The sequence below is a fragment of the Fructilactobacillus sp. X3R5C2 genome, assembly GCF_059901175.1.
The window spans coordinates 156,679-177,180 of sequence record NZ_JBWXVC010000002.1 but is presented as its reverse complement, the minus strand read 5'-3'; the positions used below and the strand labels follow the sequence as shown (position 1 = coordinate 177,180).

19 protein-coding genes and 1 riboswitch are annotated in these 20,502 nt (G+C 36.5%); of the genes, 1 reads left to right on the top strand and 18 read right to left on the bottom strand.

Going from position 1 to position 20,502, the window contains the following annotated elements; all coding sequences use genetic code 11:
* Positions 1-31: 31 nt before the first annotated feature.
* From cmk to dnaE, 13 genes are all read right to left on the bottom strand, one after another.
* On the bottom strand, positions 32-733 hold the full coding sequence (cmk, locus tag AC6UD4_RS02945; protein ID WP_500693781.1) for a (d)CMP kinase: 702 nt from the start codon (positions 731-733) through the stop codon (positions 32-34).
* A gap of 30 nt (positions 734-763) precedes the next feature.
* Positions 764-1,426, bottom strand: coding sequence for a LysM peptidoglycan-binding domain-containing protein (locus tag AC6UD4_RS02940; RefSeq protein WP_500693782.1), 663 nt, complete (start codon positions 1,424-1,426; stop codon positions 764-766).
* A 58-nt stretch (positions 1,427-1,484) separates the two neighbouring features.
* Positions 1,485-2,912 (bottom strand): RecQ family ATP-dependent DNA helicase, encoded by a 1,428-nt coding sequence (locus AC6UD4_RS02935; protein ID WP_500693783.1) that lies wholly within the window; start codon positions 2,910-2,912, stop codon positions 1,485-1,487.
* On the bottom strand, positions 2,890-3,972 hold the full coding sequence (locus tag AC6UD4_RS02930; protein WP_500693784.1) for a helix-turn-helix domain-containing protein: 1,083 nt from the start codon (positions 3,970-3,972) through the stop codon (positions 2,890-2,892). The genes AC6UD4_RS02935 and AC6UD4_RS02930 overlap by 23 nt, the downstream gene beginning before the upstream one ends.
* Complete coding sequence (locus AC6UD4_RS02925; protein ID WP_500693785.1) at positions 3,969-4,601, bottom strand: ECF transporter S component; 633 nt, start codon at positions 4,599-4,601, stop codon at positions 3,969-3,971. Before AC6UD4_RS02925 ends, AC6UD4_RS02930 begins: the two co-directional genes overlap by 4 nt.
* Before the next feature lie 6 nt (positions 4,602-4,607).
* A riboswitch (FMN riboswitch) is annotated at positions 4,608-4,728 on the bottom strand.
* A 6-nt stretch (positions 4,729-4,734) separates the two neighbouring features.
* Entirely contained in the window at positions 4,735-5,460 is a 726-nt protein-coding gene (locus AC6UD4_RS02920) for a pseudouridine synthase (protein WP_500693786.1), read from the bottom strand.
* Positions 5,453-6,025, bottom strand: coding sequence for an SMC-Scp complex subunit ScpB (gene scpB, locus AC6UD4_RS02915; RefSeq protein ID WP_500709628.1), 573 nt, complete (start codon positions 6,023-6,025; stop codon positions 5,453-5,455). Before scpB ends, AC6UD4_RS02920 begins: the two co-directional genes overlap by 8 nt.
* Complete coding sequence (locus AC6UD4_RS02910) at positions 6,025-6,747, bottom strand: segregation and condensation protein A (protein WP_500693788.1); 723 nt, start codon at positions 6,745-6,747, stop codon at positions 6,025-6,027. Before AC6UD4_RS02910 ends, scpB begins: the two co-directional genes overlap by 1 nt.
* Positions 6,716-7,096, bottom strand: coding sequence for a riboflavin biosynthesis protein RibT (locus AC6UD4_RS02905; protein ID WP_500693789.1), 381 nt, complete (start codon positions 7,094-7,096; stop codon positions 6,716-6,718). The genes AC6UD4_RS02910 and AC6UD4_RS02905 overlap by 32 nt, the downstream gene beginning before the upstream one ends.
* Before the next feature lie 42 nt (positions 7,097-7,138).
* Positions 7,139-8,026 (bottom strand): site-specific tyrosine recombinase XerD, encoded by an 888-nt coding sequence (gene xerD, locus AC6UD4_RS02900; protein WP_500693790.1) that lies wholly within the window; start codon positions 8,024-8,026, stop codon positions 7,139-7,141.
* Positions 8,027-8,032: 6 nt separating this feature from the next.
* The gene (locus AC6UD4_RS02895) at positions 8,033-8,902 is read right to left on the bottom strand and encodes a CvfB family protein (protein ID WP_500693791.1); all 870 of its coding nucleotides are present in this window, start codon (positions 8,900-8,902) and stop codon (positions 8,033-8,035) included.
* A gap of 90 nt (positions 8,903-8,992) precedes the next feature.
* A complete protein-coding gene (gene pyk, locus AC6UD4_RS02890; RefSeq protein ID WP_500693792.1) occupies positions 8,993-10,753 on the bottom strand; it encodes a pyruvate kinase in 1,761 nt (586 codons plus the stop codon).
* 115 nt (positions 10,754-10,868) lie between these two features.
* On the bottom strand, positions 10,869-14,219 hold the full coding sequence (gene dnaE / locus AC6UD4_RS02885) for a DNA polymerase III subunit alpha (RefSeq protein ID WP_500693793.1): 3,351 nt from the start codon (positions 14,217-14,219) through the stop codon (positions 10,869-10,871).
* A gap of 125 nt (positions 14,220-14,344) precedes the next feature.
* Here dnaE and AC6UD4_RS02880 point away from each other — a divergent pair, with 125 nt between their 5' ends.
* Positions 14,345-14,521 (top strand): YjzD family protein, encoded by a 177-nt coding sequence (locus AC6UD4_RS02880; RefSeq protein ID WP_500693794.1) that lies wholly within the window; start codon positions 14,345-14,347, stop codon positions 14,519-14,521.
* Between the two features lie 45 nt (positions 14,522-14,566).
* On the opposite strand, the gene pepT is transcribed toward AC6UD4_RS02880, so the two are convergent.
* The 5 genes from pepT to dnaG are packed head-to-tail and all read right to left on the bottom strand — an operon-like array spanning position 14,567 to position 20,490.
* On the bottom strand, positions 14,567-15,805 hold the full coding sequence (pepT, locus tag AC6UD4_RS02875) for a peptidase T (protein WP_500693795.1): 1,239 nt from the start codon (positions 15,803-15,805) through the stop codon (positions 14,567-14,569).
* A gap of 11 nt (positions 15,806-15,816) precedes the next feature.
* Positions 15,817-16,629: a Nif3-like dinuclear metal center hexameric protein gene (locus tag AC6UD4_RS02870; RefSeq protein ID WP_500693796.1), complete on the bottom strand. Its 813-nt coding sequence runs from the start codon at positions 16,627-16,629 to the stop codon at positions 15,817-15,819.
* Complete coding sequence (locus AC6UD4_RS02865; protein ID WP_500693797.1) at positions 16,616-17,320, bottom strand: tRNA (adenine(22)-N(1))-methyltransferase; 705 nt, start codon at positions 17,318-17,320, stop codon at positions 16,616-16,618. Before AC6UD4_RS02865 ends, AC6UD4_RS02870 begins: the two co-directional genes overlap by 14 nt.
* 57 nt (positions 17,321-17,377) lie before the next feature.
* Complete coding sequence (rpoD, locus tag AC6UD4_RS02860) at positions 17,378-18,643, bottom strand: RNA polymerase sigma factor RpoD (protein ID WP_500693798.1); 1,266 nt, start codon at positions 18,641-18,643, stop codon at positions 17,378-17,380.
* Positions 18,644-18,669: 26 nt separating this feature from the next.
* Positions 18,670-20,490 carry a DNA primase gene (gene dnaG, locus AC6UD4_RS02855; protein ID WP_500693799.1) on the bottom strand — a complete coding sequence of 607 codons (1,821 nt, stop codon included), beginning with the start codon at positions 20,488-20,490 and terminating at the stop codon, positions 18,670-18,672.
* Positions 20,491-20,502: the final 12 nt, after the last annotated feature.

Here is a 20,502-nt window from a genome sequence, read left to right as displayed (position 1 = left end):
TATTTTATCTTAGTTGGAAATAAAATACCAGTTAATCGGCTTTATTATTTGAAAGTTGTTGAATTTTATTTTCGATTAATTGCGAAATTGCCGCAACCACGTCATCAATCGACATTGAAGTGGTATCAATTTCAAAAGCATCAGATGCTTTTTTTAATGGGGATATCTTTCGATGGGAATCCTTATAATCCCGTTCCTTAATATCTTTTTTAAGTTTATTGAGACTAACCGAAATTCCCTTTGCTTGATCCTCTTTATATCTCCGCTCAGCTCGCTCCGTAACACTGGCAATTAAAAAGACCTTTACATCTGCCTTTGGTAGAACCGTCGTGCCAATGTCTCTACCATCCATAACGATTCCACCATCTTTTGCCAAATCCTGTTGTCTTTTAACTAATTCGAAACGAATTGATCCAAGTGCTGAAACTGCTGAAACATTGCTAGTTACCTGAGGACTGCGAATATCATTTGTAACTTCTTTACCGTCAACAAAGACCTTTTGAACTGGATCACCCGGTTCAAAAGTAATCGTGGTTTTTTTTAAAAGATCAAGAAGGGTCTTCTCATCATTTAAATCTAATCCTAGTCTAATTGCTTTTAACGTAATTGATCGATACATTGCACCGGTATCACAATATATGTAATGAAATTTTTTTGCAACTAGTTTAGCTACCGTGCTTTTACCCGCTGAAGCAGGTCCATCGATTGCAACTTGTAAGCCGTTCTTACCCAAATGTAATCAATCCTTATCATTTATTTGTAATTATTTAACCCTTAAACTTTGTCCTGGATGAATCTGGCTGGATGAACTAAGTCCATTTAATTTTAATAACTGTTGCATACTAATACCCGCATTAGTAGCTACGCGATAAACTCCCTGACCTTTTTGAACCTTAACGTAATCATTACTACCAGCATTATCAGTGCCATTCGTTGTTTGGGCTGGTTTTTGTTGCTGCGAGTTATTAGCAGTAGATGATGAATCACTACTTGGAGTCGTACTACTTTGGTTACTTCCCGTTTCGTTTTGAACGGATGAAGATGAAGCCTCTTCAGATCCAGCATCAGATGAAACAGTATTATCATTTGTAGTATCCTCACTTTGAACACTACCTGAGTTTGCTTTCGGTTTCTTTGATTTCTGATCTTTATTCTTTTTGAGTTTTTCGTGGTGCATCTTACTACTCTGAGTCTTTTCACTGGTACTCCCATTTCCAACCGCACGTTCCTTAGAAAGCCCAAAAACAAGTGCAATAAGGGCAATAATTACAATAACAGAAACCAGCATAATCACGACTAATGAATTACTACGGTGGTGCTTACGGTACTCTGTCCTTGAAAGATTTCCATCTGGATCGGTGTCGTCTGAAAATGAATCATCCCATGGATCATTTTTTTTGTTATCTTTATGTTTGTCGTCCCTCATAAATACATCCCTCCAAAACTTCTATGGCGATTATATCATTTTTTGCGCCTAATTATTATTAAAAAAGTTTGTCCAAAATCTCATACCAAGTACCAATTGAATTGGACTTTTCACTATTAACGTCTTTTAACAAACCAAGACTCATTAAATCAAACTTTTCACTTCCAAAGTCACAACAATCATCAGTGTGGTCATCAAAGTTCACATCAAATAAAGAAAGCAGAAGTTTTCGCCGACAGCCAGTATGATTAATGTACCAGACAACTTGCTTTAAACTTTGATCCTTTTTAAGGGTGACCTCAGAAAAAATCTGTTTGACGTCATCATTACCATACTCATGATTTAAATAGAACTGAAGGAGTCTCTTATTCTGCTCACTCATTTTAGCTTTGGGATTTGAAAAGAAATTATCAATCTGTTGATCATTAGGAATGGACCTAACAATTAAGCTCTGTGCAATTTGTTCATCACCATTAGAGTAAAGTAACACTGCGATACTCTGTTTACCGTCTCTTCCAGCTCTGCCAATTTCTTGAACATAACTTTCCATATCAGTCGGCATATGATAATGGACTACAAATCGGATGTCTGATTTGTCAATCCCCATTCCAAAGGCGCTTGTTGCACAGATGACCTGAAGCTCATTATCCATAAACTGATGCTGAATCCGATACCGATCATCGTTACTAAGACCGGCATGATAAGCTGCCACTTTGATATCAGTTTGTTCTCTAAGTTTCAAAGCAACTTTCGAAGCCTTATCTCGGCTAGAGAAATAAATTATACCGGGATACTTGAGTTTCTCAATTAAATTAAAAAGATAGGCTTGCTTATCTTTTTCACTTGAACTTTTATGAACCGCAAGAAAAATGTTAGGCCGATCCACATTTTCAATTATTTCTTGAACGTCAGTTAACTTCAAATAATTAATGATATCTCTTTGAACTTTTTTTGAAGCAGTTGCCGTTAGCATTAGCGTTTGCGGATGTCCTAACGTACGAATCACCTGTCTTAATGACAGGTAATCAGGACGAAAATCAAGCCCCCACTTAGAGATACAATGTGCTTCATCAATCACCAATAAGCCAATTTTCAATTGCTTAATGCGGTTAAGCACATCAGAATTAGATAATAGTTCTGGCGAAACAAAAATATAACGAAACTGATCAAGATGATTCAATAGCCGGTGTCGCTTCGACCAATCGTTCATTGAATTTAAAGCACACACCCGCTTTTCTCCCATAAAGTTCATCCGACCAACCTGATCTTCCATAAGAGAAATAAGTGGCGAGACAATCACAACCGGCCGCTTAATTAAATACCCATATAACTGGTATATTAATGATTTACCTGCCCCAGTTGGCATGACTGAAAGAACATTTGCGCCATTTAATAGTGCAGAAATGGTCTTATCTTGACCAGGCTTAAAATCACTAAAGCCAAACTTATTTTTTAATATTTGTTTAGCAAGTTTCATCTTGTTCATTATTAATTCCCTGTTTTGTCTGTTTGATTTCAAGTAATCTAAATTGAAAAAAACTAAACTGCTCTAAAACATCAGTTGGTAATTGATGATAGTCCCAGTCATCAACGTCCGTTCCAAGTAGAATACGCCTAACTTTTCTTTCCATTTGAAGGGAAATGAAATTTCGATAAGGAAACTTGTCATAATCAACGTAAATTGCAACTTCCAGAAGATGTTCTAGGACAGTTGACTCTCGTAGATTTCGCAGTTGTTCAACCTTTTTTATATTACCCAATCGTTCATATTCATCAAAAGTCCTTTTAGCACTACCAGAAATTGGATTTTTGAAAAGACCATTAAGTAATGGAACCATTACAAATTGATCACTTTGCTCAACAAAGTTCGCCAATTTTGCATAATTGATAAAATCAGCAATATAACTTTTGACTAACGATTGGTTTAAATTATGTGCAATCTGCTGGATTGTGAATCCATTAGTACTAAATCCAACTAATCCTTGAGCAAATAAATCAGCGTCATTTAGATCGAGTAAGGATAAAAATCGTTTCAACTCTTTCTTTAAATCTGTGCCAACTTGCTTGCGATCAATCAGTCGATAATATTTTTTAATAAAATCTTTATTCACTCCATCAACATTGACTGGATAATAGTGTCTAACGTTATGGACATGCTCTGAGATAATCTGAACAAACAACTGAAATCGTTGCTTAAAACTAACTAAATCAATCCTTTGAAAAGTATGTAATGAAAAAGAAAGATTAGAATCATCAATCATTTTAACTAATTCTTCTCTTTCTTTTTCTCCTTCAGACGTTAATTTAAACTGACCATGTTCAACTTCTTCCAGCAAGTTCGCACTAATCAGAGACTTAACATCTAATTCGTTTTTATTAAAATATCGTCCAACTCCAAGAAGGTCTAAAAGACCATATCTCATCGCCCAGTATAAGGTGGCTACCGTTTTCTTGCCTAACAGTAAGTTTTCAATTAATCGAGCCCTTCGTTTTTGGGTTGCACTAAAAACGAAAAGACCAAGAGCTTCATTTGTATTATTAATCATTTTTGATAAGATCGCTTATTAATCCATTTCTGCATTTGTTTTGCAATAATCACAAAAATCAATCCAATCACAATACCCTTGATTAAGTTAAAGGGAACCACTCCGTAAAGAATCGTTTTGGCAAGCGAAAAATCTAACTTTAAATTTGTTAGTTTCACATACAGTGGAGTACTAATGAACAAATTGGTAATACTCATGACAATTGTTAACGCCAGCGTTTCAACCAAAACAATCAAAAAGTCAATCCAGTGACTTTTAAATAAATATTTTCTCAAAAAGTAAAACACCAAAATCATTGTTAATGAGGCTAAAAGAGAGGTGGTCAACCCAATTAACTCAAGTGGTGAAAAACCCATCACCATCCAGTAAATAAATAGTTTAAGTATCACAGCTTCAATGGCTGCACCCGGTCCCAATAATAACAAACAAATCAAAATTGGAATATCCGAAAAATCCAATTTCAAATAACTCATGTATGGGATGATTGGAAATGAAATCAACATTAACAAAAATGAGATCGCACCAATCACGGCAGTTATAGTAATTCTCTTAATTCGATCGTTTTTAGCTATCATCACAATTCCTCCAATTAAACGTTCTTCAAAGTCAATTAGGGTAAATTGCGCCATAAAAAAACTCATCTTCTTTATACCAGACTTTACTGTCGGCAATGGGATTTCACCATCTCAACCAATTTTCATTGGGTAGTGGGCTGTAACCACCGATTGGGAATTTCACCCGACCTTGAAGACGTTTTATTAATTATTTAGTTAAAGCATACAAATCTCGTATTTCTCTTTTTCGGAGCCTACGAAACTCACCAGGTCGTAAGTTTTCTAAACCAATCCCAGCAAACTCTTCCCGTTTTAATTTTTCAACAGGATGACCAACTGCTTTCAGCATATCTTTAACTTCATGATTCTTACCCTCGTGAATCGTCAAACGTAGCACCGAATTATTCTTTGAATTACCAGCCTTATAAATCACCTCAACTTCCGCGGGTGCACTCTTATACTTGCCATTAATTAAAACACCCTTTCGAATTTTATTCAACTCATTGTGATCGAGTTTCCCAATCACCTTAACTAAGTACGTCTTTTTTATTTCATATTTAGGATGAGTTAACTGGAAATCAAGCGTTCCGTCGTTAGTTAAAATAATTATCCCACTCGTATCATAATCTAATCGTCCAACCGGGTATATTCGTTCAGGAACCTTTTTAAAAAAGTTCAAAACGGTCTTTCGATCCCTTTCATCCCTCACAGAAGAAATTACCCCACGTGGCTTATACAGGGCAAAATATACTAGATCTTCTTTTCTTAACGATGTTCCATCCACCTCAATCTTGTCAGTGGGTTCAACTTTTATCCCTAACTGATTAACTATCTTACCATTAACCTTCACATGTCCAGTACTAATAAGTTCCTCAGACTTTCGTCTCGAAGCCACCCCATCATGCGCCATAACTTTTTGTAATCTTTCACTCATTTCGCTGATCCTCCAATGGTTTCATTTTATCATCAAACATCTGACCATAATCTTTTGGATCCGTTTCTGCGTCTAAAGCTGGTAAATCATTAATGCTTTTAAGGTTAAACGCATTTAAAAAAAGGTCGGTAGTAACATATAGCTTAGGTTTGCCCGGTTCATCAAGCTCACCCTTGATGGTAATTAAATTTTGTGCCAAAAGATTTCTAATTGAAATCAAACTATTTACGCCCCTCACCTCATCAACCTCAACGCGCGTTATTGGCTGTTTATATGCAATAATCGTAAGCGTCTCAAGTGCCGACTGCGTTAACAACTCTTCATCGGATTTAACAAACTTTTGAATTACTTTTGAATAATCCTTTTTAGTTGTCATATGGATAATGTCACCATTTTGTAAAATGCAGATGCCAAATCGATCACTTGAATAACGCTCACTCAACGAAGCAATACAGCTCCGAATGGTGGAATCATTTGCGGAAGTTAATTTTTTCAACCGTTCAATTGTCATTCCAGACTCTCCCGAAACATACAAGAGAGCTTCAATTTCTGCCATTAAATTCATTAATTAGATTTCCTTAATAAGATTTCTCCGTCATTACTGGTTTGCACAACCATAATACGATGATGTTTAACCATTTCCAAAAGTGCCAAAAAATCGGTCACTAATTCTTCTAAAGGAGAATTGGCCTCAAACAACTTGGAAAAATAGATTTCATGACTACTAGCTCCATTTATTCGTCTCATAATTACTTCACTTTGCTCATTAACGCTAAAATTCCATTCTGAAACTTGTTGAACTGGCGGTTTAGAAGTTAACTGATGTCGTTTAATGATCTTATTCCATGCTCGTTCCAGCAAGCTAATTTCAAACTCATTTTCACCAATCGCAATCTCCGACTTATTAAAAGAACGAATCCTAGAATGATAATGATTTCGTTCTACTTCTTTTTTTTGCAACTTTTTCGACGCTTTTTTATACCGATTATATTCAACCAACTGATCAACCAGATCGTCCCGTGGATCATCATCTAATTCATCATCAGTTTCTTTAGCTAACAACATTTTAGATTTAATTCGCATCAAATTAGCCGCCATTACAAAGAAATCACCAGCAATATCAAAATTTAAACGTTTCATTTTATTTAAATATTTAAAATATTGATCAGTAATATCCTTAATGTCAATATCATAAATATCCATCTTTGCTTGTTTGATTAGATGCAGTAAAAGCTCTAGTGGACCATCAAAGTCATTAACGTGAATCTGTAGATTGTCTCTGTTCATGACTTAACTCCCATTTACTAATGACATCTTGCGTATTAAACGTTCCCATGATTTTTTTGTCAGGATATTCATTTTCAACACTATCAAGAATTCGAAATTCATTAAAAATATTGTTAGCATCTGGCGTAAGGGTAATCCTTCTAACAACCACGTTTTTCGGGTTGATTTCAACTCCTACAATTCCAGCCCAATTTCCAAATCGATCCTTCCAAAGAAAAATGTCACGATTGTCAGCATTTCGATACCAATTCATTTCTTCCACAAGATGTTTCGTTTTATCGTTACTTTTAGAAAGTGACAACATCCCCATCACAATCTTTTCATAATCATTTCGATACCTGAATAGCATCGACATCACCTCAATTACTTGCTGTCATTACTCCATCTCATTTTATGCTCTTGGATGATATTTATCATACACCTGACTTAACCGCTCGTGGGAAATATGAGTGTAAATTTGCGTCGTGGAAATATCAGAATGTCCAAGTAATTCCTGCACAGTTCTAAGATCGGCTCCATTTTCTAAAATGTGCGTTGCAAAAGAATGTCGTAATGTATGTGGAGTAACGTTCTTTTTAATGCCAGCTAAACTAACGTAACGTTTAATCTTTTCCCAAATGCTTTGTCGACTAATTCGTCCACCATGCGCATTCAAAAAAACGTACGGAGATGTCCGGTGCTTAAGTAACTGTAATCGACTATCATTTAAATACTTAAATAGCCAATTCTGAGCAACTTCTCCAATTGGAACAATTCGTTCCTTATCTCCCTTTCCAATGGTCTGAATCAGATTCATTTCTAAATGAAGATCGGATAACTTTAAATTAATCAATTCAGATACTCGAAGCCCAGTAGCATACATCACTTCTAAAATGGTTCGATCTCTTACCCCATACTTGGTGTTCACATCCGGCATTTTAAGTAATCGATCAACTTCATTAACGGATAAAACATCGGGTAAGTGCTTGCCCTTTTTAGGAGTATCAATCTTGTTCATGGGGTTCTTTTTAATCACCTTAAATTCCATTAAATATTGAAAAAATTTACGAAGCGTTGATACAAATCGAATGATTGTATTACGAGACTTACCACTATTTTTCATTGTTTCCATGTAATTTAAAATTGCATACTGGTCGACATCTTTAAACGAACTGATGTGATTTTTTTTTAAATCCAACTCAAATTCCCTTAAATCTTGTCGATAACTTTTAATGGTATTGTCAGATAATCCTCTTTCTACTAGTAAATAGTGGAGATAATCTTCAATTTGATCATTCACTTACTTTCATCTCGTTTCAGTTAATTTAATTCCATCTGGGGTTTCGGAAATAACATGAGCCTTTAATAAATGCCCCAGGGCTCGTTTAAACTGAGATTTGCTGATTCCAAAGTAATCCTTAATTACTTGAGGGTCACTTTTATCGTTATAAGGTAATTCATTATTAGGCTTATGCTCAAGAATTGTCTGAATCATCTTGGCGTCCTCACCAATCACTTCATAAGATCGTGGTCTAAGTGATAAATAAAGCGTTTTATTGGGTCGGATTCCAATAATCCTAGCGTTTACTTTCTCTCCTAGTCGTGGTTGTTCTTCCTCTTCTGATTTGTCAATGAACCCTAAATTATAGTGATCCGTTATTACTTGCGTTCCCATCAGTTTAGGGTTAATGACCCAAGCGTTAACATCCCGATTTTTCAATTTTGGATCATTAACTGGCTGAGAAATTGCTTTATATATCTGGGGGTCAGCTAATTTACCCCAGATTCGATTCTTACTATCCTTTTTTAAAGCAATTAAAAGTTGGTCACCAACTTCTGGCCATAATGACTTAATATCCGGCAAATCATCAAGAGAAACAGCAACATCCTTATCTGGTAAACCGATGTCAACAAAGATTCCCAATCCAAATTTAATTCCAACCACTTTTCCCCATGCATAGCTGTCAATTCCAACATCCGGAACGTTTCGCGTGATTTTCATTTGATGCTTTTCATTTTCGTAGACAAATCCTTTAAAATTTCCACCTAATTTAATTGGCTTTTTTAACTCGCCCTTGTTTAAAGAATAGGTAATTCCGTTATTTTGAATGAAATACTCCTTATCGTTTTCATCAGTGACTTTTCCCGTAATTACGGTTCCCAAATCTTCATTCATATTAATTCTCCATCCCAGTGCTTTTAATGAATATTATACCAAATAAAAAAAGCATCCGATAATAATCGGGTGCTTCATTCTTAATAATTATTATTTAGCTTTTGATTGGTTACCAGCGTAAACAACACCGCGACGACCATCAACAGTAACTAATTGACCATCTTTGATGTTTTCAACTGCATCAGTAGCACCAACAATTACTGGAATATTAAGTGATATACCAACGACAGCAGCGTATGAGGTCAAACCACCGTTTTCAACCACGATTGCACTTGACTTCTTCATTGCTGGTAAGTAGTCCTTGTTTGTATCCTTAACAACTAGAACGCCACCATCAACGGCTTTATCGTTAGCTTCCTTAGCATCTTTAGCAACTACTGTCTTGCCAATGACAGTTTCACCACCAACACCTTGACCTTGAGCTAATTTAGTACCAATCAACTTAACACGAATTGTGTTAGTAGTCCCTTGATCACCTAATGGTACACCTGAAGTAATCAAGATCATGTCGCCTTCCTTAGCGAGTCCAGTTTCAACTGACTTTTTAGCAGCCAATTCGAACATTTCATCTGGATTTGATGGTTTATCAACTAAGATGGGTTGAACACCATAGTTAACCGTCAATCCACGACGAACACGATCGTTAAACGTTAAAGCAAGAATATCAGCGTCTGGATGATATTTTGAAATCATTCTTGCAGTGTAACCTGAACCAGTTGCAGCTACAATCGTGTGAATTCCCATATCCTTAGCAATCCGTGCAACTGCTTCACCAAGTGACTCAGTGACGTCACCAGTACCGAACTTAGGACGTGGAGTACCAAATTCAAAGAAGTGTTTGTCAGCTTCGATATCAATCTTGCTCATCATTGCAACTGACTTAACTGGGTAATCACCGTTAGCACTTTCACCTGAAAGCATAGTTGCATCAGTACCATCATAAACAGCATTAGCAACATCAGATACTTCGGCACGAGTAGGTCTTGGTTCTTCTTGCATGGAATCAAGCATTTGAGTAGCAGTGATAACTGGTTTACCTAAATCATTACAGATCTTGATTAAATGTTTTTGAACGGTTGGGACATTTTCTGGTGGAATTTCAACTCCCATGTCACCTCTGGCAACCATCAAACCATCAGATACTTTGATGATTTCGTTAAAGTTGTCGATTCCTTCTTGTGATTCAATCTTAGGAAAAATTTGAACGTCTTCCATATTCTTGCTTTCAAGTAAGGCACGGATATCTAGGACATCTTGTGGCTTTCTAACAAATGAAGCAGAGATATAGTTAATACCATGGTCACATCCGAAAAGGATATCATCAGTATCTTTTTCAGTAATACCAGGTAAGTTAATTGAAACTCCTGGAGCATTAACACCCTTACGTGAGCCCAAGACCCCGTTATTTTGGGCAGTAACCACTAACTCTTTGTTGGCATCATCTTTTTTGTCAATCTTGGTATCCAAAAGACCGTCATCAAACAGAACGTGTCCGCCAACTTTAACGTCGTCATACAAGCCTGGGTAAGAAACAGCAATCTTGTCTTTGGTTCCCTCAAGGTTCCCATCCATTGAAATTCTAAATTGATCACCAGTGTGGTATTCAATCTTTCCGTCTTTTTGTACCGTGGTTCTGATTTCAGCACCCTTAGTATCTAAGACAATTCCAACAACCTTACCAGTTTTCTTTTCCGCTTCTTTCACTTTATTCATACGGTCTAAATGTTCCGCATGGTCTCCGTGTGAAAAATTGAAACGAAAAACGTTTGCTCCTGCTTCAATAAGCTTAGTGATGGTATCAACATCAGTACTTGCAGGACCAAGTGTACTTACGATCTTTGTTCTCTTCATAAGTAAAGCCTCTCCTTTTTGCATGGCACACATCTGCGTACCAAGCCTTATTTGATTTCAAGTGTATTGTATCACTTTTTATAAGGATTGTCGTTAGTTTCACAGGCAAAATTTATCATTGTGTAACAACGTTTCCCACTCCTAAAATGTCGCGTAAATCATGCATTAAATCAGAATTAATGGCCACGTTATATGCTTTATCTAATAGTTGCTTTCGATCATCGGAAGCTCGATAAAGCAAAATTGGTGTTGAACCAGGATATCTTTTTATTATCCGGATTAAATCTTGATAGATTGAATCTCGATCATGATCTAACGCAATCTTTAAATAAAGCTTTTTTTGATGATCAACTTTTTTTAAAGACTGATGAACGACATTAGCAGCTGGTTCAATTGAATTTGCCACTAATTGAAGTCCCCGTTGAACCTCAATGTTTCCAGACACCAAAACCACTATTCCACTTTTTATCCATCCACTAATTTTAGCGTAAAGATTAGGAAAAATGGTCACATCAATATCACCAAACTGATCATTACCATCTATGAAAGCCATAAGTTGCCCTTTTTTCGTTCGGATCGTCTTTACATGAGATACAAACAAAATCATTTTCACGTTTTTACTGGGCTCATGAATATCATTAGTAGTTAAAGCATGCACTTGTTCTTGTAAATCAGTATAGTGACCAACTGGATGCCCGGTTAAATAAGTTCCAAGGTACTCATTTTCCTTGTTTAGTTTCTCCCAATCAGAAAAATCATCAGTTCTTTTAATTTTGGGAGCCAACGCTTGAATTAATTCAATTGAGTTTCCACTTAATTCAGTAGAACTAATAAATTCTGGAATGGCATTAATTAATTCTTTTCGGTTATACCCAAAACCATCAAGCGCCCCTGAATAAGCAAGTGCATTTAAAAGATCAATTTTTCTAAACCTGGGATCGATTCGACTGATTAATTCCTGTAAATCATGAAAATTACCATTTTGTTTTCGTTCTTCCTCAACATTCTTAATAAAATCGGTTCGTAATCCTTTGATGGTACGAAGTCCAAACCTGATTTTACCATCCTGATAAGTATAAACATCTTTACTCTCATTGATATCAGGACGCTCAACTTGAATATCTGATTCTTTGGCTTCTTGAACGTAATTCTTGGTCTTACGTGAATTACCGATCACCGAATTTAGCAACGATGTAAAAAATGGACCAGGAAAATGAACTTTTAAATAGGCCAACTGAAACGCCATTTTGCTATATGCAACTGCGTGAGACTTATTAAATCCATAGTCGGCAAATCGTTCCATATAGTCAAACGTTGTCTTTGAAACGTCTTTAGAATATCCTTTTTTACTAGCGCCATCAATGAACTGGATCTTCATGTTATCCATTTCTTTTTTATGCTTTTTGCTCATCGCACGGCGCAAAATATCAGCTTGTCCCAGTGTAAAACCACCCATTGCCGATGCAAGTTGCATAACTTGTTCCTGATAAACAATAATGCCAAAGGTTGAACCCAAAATGTTTTTAATGGTTTCATTTGGATAGTTAACCGTCTGAGTCCCATTCTTTCTGGCAATAAACATATCAATATTCTTAATGGGACCGGGTCGATACAAAGCATTCACGGCTGCCACCATATCAAAATCATTTGGTTTTAATTTACGTAACACGTTTTGAATCCCAGATGATTCAAATTGAAAAACCCCATTAGTCTTACCAGATTGAAAAAGCTTCAAAGTATCCTGATCATTTAAATTGATGTCAGTTATTTCAAAATTACGATCAACTTTTGAATGAATAATTTCTAAAATGTTAGCCATTGTAGAGAGGTTTCTCAAACCCAAAAAATCAATCTTTAAGAGCCCCACGCTTTCAACATAATACTTGGAGTACTGGGTCATCAACAATCCATCATTTCCGGATTGAAGTGGAGCACGATCAACGATGGGATCTTCACTTAAAATTAAACCAGCAGCGTGAGTGGAAAAATGGCGTGGTAGTCCCTCTAGTTTTTCAGCAATATCAAATAGCAACCGATTGGTTTTACTATCAGCTAATAAATTTCTTAATTTCTGTGATTCTGATTCGGCCTTAGCCAGGGATTCATGAAGCTGATTTGGAATTGCAGATGACCACTTTGCCATTTGAGTTGGAGTCATTCCAAATACCCTGCCAACATCTCGAAGAGCTTGTTTGGCAGCTAACGTTCCAAAAGTCACAATTTGAGCAACATGTTCATTTCCATATTTTTGATGAACATACTGTAAAATATCATCACGCCGATTATCGGGAATATCTAAATCAATATCCGGCATCTGTGCTCGTTCTTCGTTTAAAAATCGTTCAAATAGCAAATTATACTTAATCGGATCCACATCGGTAATTTTTAAAGTGTACGCAACTAATGATCCCGCTGAAGATCCCCGACCAGGTCCAGTTATAATTCCTTGGTGATGAGCAAAATTTAAAACATCCCATACAATCAAGAAATAATCATCAAATCCCATCCGATTAATAACTTTTAGTTCAGAATCTAACCGGTCCTGATACTCACTACGATTAAGATGCGATTGATCCTTCAATCTTTCCTTTAAACCAAGTTCACATAATTGACGTAAATAGTCCTTTGAAGAAAGATTATCTGGAGCTTTAAACGTCGGTAGTTTAGGTTGCTCTTTGGGAATCGCTACGTCAACTTCATCAACCATTTTCTGGTTATTTAAAACCGCTTGATCAAGCCCTAGATTGTGATACTGAGTCTCAATATTATGACGATCCTTCAACCATTTTGTTCCAACCTGGTGCCGTTCTTCCATTGGATTTTTGATCACATCACCAGTTCCAATCGACTTTAAAACTTCATTTGAAAAATAATCATCTGCGTCAAGATATTCAACCGAATTAAGCGCCACTAAATCAACATCAGCTTGGACCCCTAGGTTCTTAAGCTCATTTATAATTATCTTAGTTCGATTTAAGCTAATTCCAACTTTTACTGCATTTGAATCGCTAACGCTCTTTACTTTAGCAATTAAGGTTTTAACCTCGCTCATTCTTCCTACTTCAATTAGTTTATTTAACTCACTATTCTCTGGAAAAATGACAAATAGATGGTGGAGTTTATCCTTGATTTTTTCAATAACATTAGTTTGATCATTACTCATCAAAAGTGATGAAATTTTCATCAAATTCTTGTACCCATCCTGATCTTTAGCAATCAAAATCAATTCGGACTTGTTTTCTTTAAAAAACATCCCGTCCAAAACTGCCGTTAAACCAATAATTGGCTTAATACCCTGCTTTTTTGCCTCATTATAAAAAGCTACCGACCCATACATCACATTCCGATCAGTTAGAGCCACACTTTGATAACCACGCGCACGAGCTTTTTCAATTAACTTAGGAACCGTATTGGTACTTTGAAGCAAACTATACGATGTGATGTTTTGTAACGGATTGTATCCCAAAATTTGTCATCTCCTTTCTTAATTCATATTCATTATAGCAAATGGACCCGATAAATTTTATTCGAAGTTTGTAATTGATTTTTTCTACTGTAGTGATAAACTACTGGTATTGAGAGGTGTTAATTATGAAGACGTTTGCTGCTAACTTAACTGGTGCTTTCTGGGGATTTGTATATGGCGAAATTATTGGTTATATTGGATCGGCCTTGGTTGGCGCACCTTATAATTGGATTCAAGTTGGAGTAATCGGCGCTGTTGTTGCCCTTATTGCCTTCAACGGAATTAAACTAATTAGTCGTTAATTAGAAATAAAAATAACCTGCAGGTTCAACCTGCAGGTTATTTTTTTAGTCTTTTGAAACATCCTCTGAAATCTTAATAATTAAATCGACAGCCTTTTCCATCGTTTGAAGCGACACATATTCAAAGCGGCCATGCATGTTTTCTGGTCCAGCAAATAGGTTGGGAGTTGGAATCCCAAGAAAAGAAATCTTAGAACCATCAGTACCACCACGAACCGGATAAATATTTGGCTTAATGTTAACTTCATTCATGGCATCCTTAGCAATGTTGACGGGTGTCATATCTTTCTTAATGATTTCCGCCATGTTGTAATATTCATCATGCATCTCAAGTTCAACTCTCCCATCACCATATTTATCATTAAACTTATTAACTAAGTTTTGAATGAATTGCTTGCGTTCGTTGAACTTACTCTTATCATGATCACGAATGATGTAATCTAATTTAGCATGATCAGTTACCCCATCAATCGCAAGCAGATAATAAAAGCCCTGACGATCTTTGGTATTTTCCGGTCGTTGGTCCTTTGGTAATTGATTATGAAAATCAATTGCAAGCTGAGAGGCATTTACCATCACACCATAGGCGTCACCAGGATGAACATCAGTTCCGTTGAATTTTATTGTGGCAGACGCCGCATTAAACGTTTCGTACTCTAAGTCTCCAAGTGGACCACCATCAACCGTGTATGCAAAATCAGCACCAAAATCAGTAACGTCAAATTGATCGGCTCCGGTACCAATCTCCTCATCTGGTCCAAACCCAACTACGATATCGCCATGCTTAATTTCGGGATGATCAACTAAGTATTTCATTGCCGTCATAATTTCAGCCACTCCCGCCTTATCGTCAGCTCCTAAGAGAGTTGAACCATCGGTAGTAATTAAAGTTTGACCAGCATACTTTTTAAGGGTTGGGAATACGCTCGGATCCAGCTGGTATTTGCCATCTTTATCAAGTTTAATAATCGATTTTCCATCGTAATTTTTAACTACTTGTGAATTGACGTGTTCTGAATTAAAGTCTGCAGTGTCTATATGAGAGATAAATCCAATCTTAGGAACTTTTTGCTTAACATTACTTGGTAAATCAGCAAAAACATAACCACTTTTTTCATTGGTTCGTACGTTTTCCATTCCAATATCCTTTAATTCATAAGAAAGTTCGTTTAAAAAATCAACTTCTTTAGGATCAGACGGAATTGTGTCAGAATTCGGATTAGATCTCGTATTCACCTTCACATATTTCAAAAAGCGATCCAGTAACTGCTTGCTATCAGCCATAACTATTCCTCCTATATAAACTCAAACGGATCCGTGTTTAGTTGCGATGCAAATACATTGATATCCCAACGATTTTCATCAGACCAGCGCGTAAACATTTCAGCTAACTTATTTTTACATATACTTTCAATATGGTGCCCGAGATCAATCGCAGACAGACCACTTGAAAGCATCTCTTGAGAAGTATGATAATACAAATCGCCAGTAATATAAACTTGAACGCCTTGTTCAATCGCTTGTCGATAGAACTTGCCACCGTCTCCACCTAAGATAGCAATCCGCTTAACACGCTGCTGATCATCATTTGTTACTATTCGTAAACCGCTAATTCCAAACACTTGTTTACATAGTCGACCTAAATCAATGATTTTCATTGATTGTTTCAAGTTGCCAACGCGTCCCATCGAATAATTAGTAGGAAAACCATTAGTATCCAAATGAGGTACCATTCCAACGGTATTTTGAAGACCGATCGCATCTGCTAGCCAGTCATTCATTCCACCATTTGTATTATCCAAGTTCGTATGAGCCGCATAAACGGTAATATTATGTTTCAAAATATTAGCGTACATTTGATTTTGGGGATCAGCTAAATCTAAATTCTTTGCAGGATGAAACATCACGGGATGATGGGCAAAAATAAAATCAACGTTCTTGTTGATCGCTTCATCAACCACTTCAGGTCTAACGTCTAAAGTGGTCATGACGTTTTTAATACTTCGCTTTTTAGAACCAATTTGAAATCCAGTTGGGTCTTTTGGTTCAGCAAGTGAAAGTGGTGCGAATCGTTCAAATCTAGTAATTAAGTCATTAACGGTTGTCATCTAAAATCTCCTCTAATTCTTCGTTAATCTTTTGGATGTGTTGAATTTTTTCAAGAGGTGGATTAGTAGCATTATGCAGATTATCCAAAACAATCTTATTTTTCCGCATCCGATCAGTCCATTTTGCAATAAATGCTTGTTTTTGTTGTTTTAAAAGAATCGGTCCAAACCTTAGTTCCTGATTAGAATACTTAACCGGATTCGTTGATGGAGTTGCCAAGATCATTTCATAAAAATGACCAGCATCAAAAACAATGTTTTCAATATCAATCTTATACTGATTTGTAACTAACCAACTTCTTACTCGAATTTCATCAACGTTTGGTTGCAGAATTAGGGCCGTTTGTTTAGAAAGTTTCTCTTTGCCACGTTCAAGGATCTGAGTGATTAATTCACCACCCATCCCAGCAATCACAATTGCATTCACGTGGTCACTTGATTTAATCACATTAAGTCCATCTCCCAACCGGGTCACCATTTTATCACCTAAGTGTTGTTCTTTCATTTCCGATGTTGCGTTATGCAGTGGTCCAGGAGCAACCTCACCGGCAATCGCAAACTTAATCAAATTCCGTTTTAACAAATAAGCCGGAACATAAGCGTGATCCGAACCGATATCAGCTATTGTTGCCCCATTAGGAACTAAATCAGAAACTGCTTGTAAACGTGGCGATAACTTTTTTGCCGTCATCGTTTCCCTCCTAATCCAATAAAAAAGCAGCGATCCAGTTGGATCTCTGCCACACCTTTAATCTAAGAAATCTTTTAATTGTTTACTGCGTGATGGATGTCTCAGTTTTCTTAATGCTTTAGCTTCAATCTGTCGAATTCGTTCTCTAGTGACACCAAAGACTTTTCCAACCTCTTCTAAGGTTCGAGTTCTTCCATCATCTAACCCGAATCTAAGTCGTAAAACGTTCTCTTCACGGTCAGTTAACGTATCTAGGACACTTTCAAGTTGTTCTTTTAAAAGCTCATAAGCAGCATGATCAGCAGGACTAGTGGCATCTTCATCTTCAATAAAGTCACCTAAGTGGGAGTCATCTTCTTCACCAATTGGAGTTTCAAGTGAAACTGGTTCCTGAGCAATCTTAAGGATCTCTCTAACCTTTGAAGTTGGCATATCCATCTCAGCACCAATCTCAGATGGTAACGGTTCTCTGCCAAGGTCTTGGAGTAATTGACGCTGAATTCGAATCAGTTTATTGATGGTTTCAACCATATGAACGGGAATTCGAATGGTTCGAGCCTGATCCGCAATGGCTCGAGTAATTGCTTGTCTAATCCACCAAGTAGCGTACGTTGAAAACTTAAATCCCTTACGGTAATCAAACTTCTCAACGGCCTTCATTAAACCCATGTTCCCTTCTTGAATCAAATCAAGAAATTGCATGCCACGGCCAACGTAACGCTTGGCAATTGAAACAACTAATCGCAAGTTTGCTTCAGCTAATTCTTGTTTAGCTGTTTCATCACCCTGCTCGATTCTAAGAGCTAATTGTACCTCTTGATCAGCGGTAAGTAATGGAACTCGACCAATTTCCTTTAGGTACATTCTGACCGGATCATTAATTTTAACTCCCTTTGAACTGGAAGCATTTTTTAGTTCTTTTTGAGTAACTTTTTTAGCTGCTTTTAAAGCTCTGGGATCAGGTTCGCCACTTTCATCAACAATACTTATTCCTGAGTCTTCAACCTTTTCCATCAATTCGTTCATTTGTTTTTTATTTAAACTAAATGGAACCTGGAGTTCTTCCTCCAAGACCCCATAGGTGATGTGACCAACCTTCTTGTGCTTCTTTACAACGGCGTCAAAAACCTTCTTATATCCAGTTTTATCAAATTTTTCTTTACTCGTTGTCTTCTTTGCTCTAGTTGCCTTAGTTTTAGTCGTTTTCTTTGCAGTAGTCTTTTTAGTGCTCTTATTTTTAGGAGCACCGCTCTTTTTGGGAGCTGCTTTCGCAGTCTTATTTGTGGAATTTACTTCATTTTTCTTAATGTCTTTTTCTGCCATAAAAATTGCCTCCCATTACTGTATTCTTATTGATACTTCTTTTGCAGGTCCTGGTATTCTTTACCCAATTGGGCAGCCTTATCAGTATCACCAAGTTTAACTGCATCTAACATTTCTTGATACTTTGATTTAAGGGATACCCCACCAGTTAAAGCCTGCTTTATTATTTTAACACAATCGTCAACTTCTTTTTCACTTGGCTCATTAGATAAAGCAGCCATTTCAATATTAGCGAAAGTTGATTGCAAATCAGATTCCTTCAAAAAGTCACTAAATTCAGCAGGAACGTACTCGTCATGCGACTGAAAATAATGTTGTGCAAGTAAATAAATCGTTTGATACCCATCATGAACAAAACTAAAATCAGGATCATCGGTCACCTTTAGCCAAACATCATGATTATTCAACATTCGTGACAAAAGTAAGCGCTCCGCACTTTCAACTTTAGTAATCTTCTTTGGATTTCGATTCAAAACTTCAGGAGATGAGTCAGTCTTCAACCTACGAATTTGTTTTCTTTGCTGTTTATTGATGAAGGTCGAACGAATTTGTTTACATTGAACCGACAAAGCATTGATATCCAAGTCAAACTCATCAGCTAAATGTTTTAAATAAACACTACGTTCAACGGGTTTGTCAATTTTTGCAATCACATTAACAGCTTCATCTACATAATTTAGTTTTTCTTCATCATTACTTAAATCATACTGCGTTTTAAGAAAATGCAATTCAAAGGAAGTTGTGGTTTCTCGAGCACTTTTGATAGCATCTTTAAACTTGTCATTTCCATTTTTTCGTCGATACTCATCAGGATCAACCCCGTTAGGCATTTGAATCACGCCAACTTTAAACTTACCTTCACTACTTAAAAGGCTAATCGCTCGCTTAGTAGCCTTCTGTCCAGGTTCATCGCCATCATAACAAACGTATATCTGATTCGTTAACTGATTGAACTGATAAATTTGTTCGTTCGTCAAACTCGTTCCCATTGAAGCAACGCCGTTTTTAACCCCGGCCTGAAAAGCAGAAATAACGTCCATAAAACCCTCAAACAGAATTAAATTTTGCTCATTTCGAATACTAGACTTGGCAAGATCGAGATTATAAATAATCCTTCGTTTATTAAAGATGCTAGTTTCAGGACTATTTAAATATTTTGGAAGATCAGGATCTCGATGTAAGATTCTACCGGAAAATCCAATGGTCTTAGAATTAGGATCCCTGATAGGATACATGATCCGATTCGAAAATCGATCATTCAATTCACCACTCGAATTTTCAACAAACAATCCCGATTTTCGTAAAAGTTGAAAATCAGTTTTTTTGTTCTTAAAGAACGGTTTTAAGAGTCTTTGGCTAGGGGCAAATCCTAAGTTAAAAGTTTCAATCATTTCATCCGTTATTTTTCGTTCATGCAGATATTTTAATGCGGGAACTCCAAGCTCAGTGTTAACCAATACATGATGATAGAGTTTACTGGCTTCCTCATGAAGATTAATGAGGCTGTTCTTTTCTGAATTTACTGGATATTTACTATTATCATTTTGAACTGAGTCAGGAAGAGCAATTCCCTCATCTTCTGCCACAGCAATAACAGCTTCTGGAAAGGAAATTCCTTGCAAATCCATGAGGAATTTAAAAACATTTCCACCGCGTCCACAACTAAAACAATGAAAAATCTGTTTACTTTCTGACACAGAAAAGGATGGTGTTCTTTCCTCATGGAACGGACACAAACCGAATAAATTATTTCCTGACTTCTTTAGATTGACATACTTACTAACAACGTCAGTAATGTTGGTCTTACTTAAGACATCATCAATTACCGTTTCAGGAACTTTTGCCATGAGATCACCATC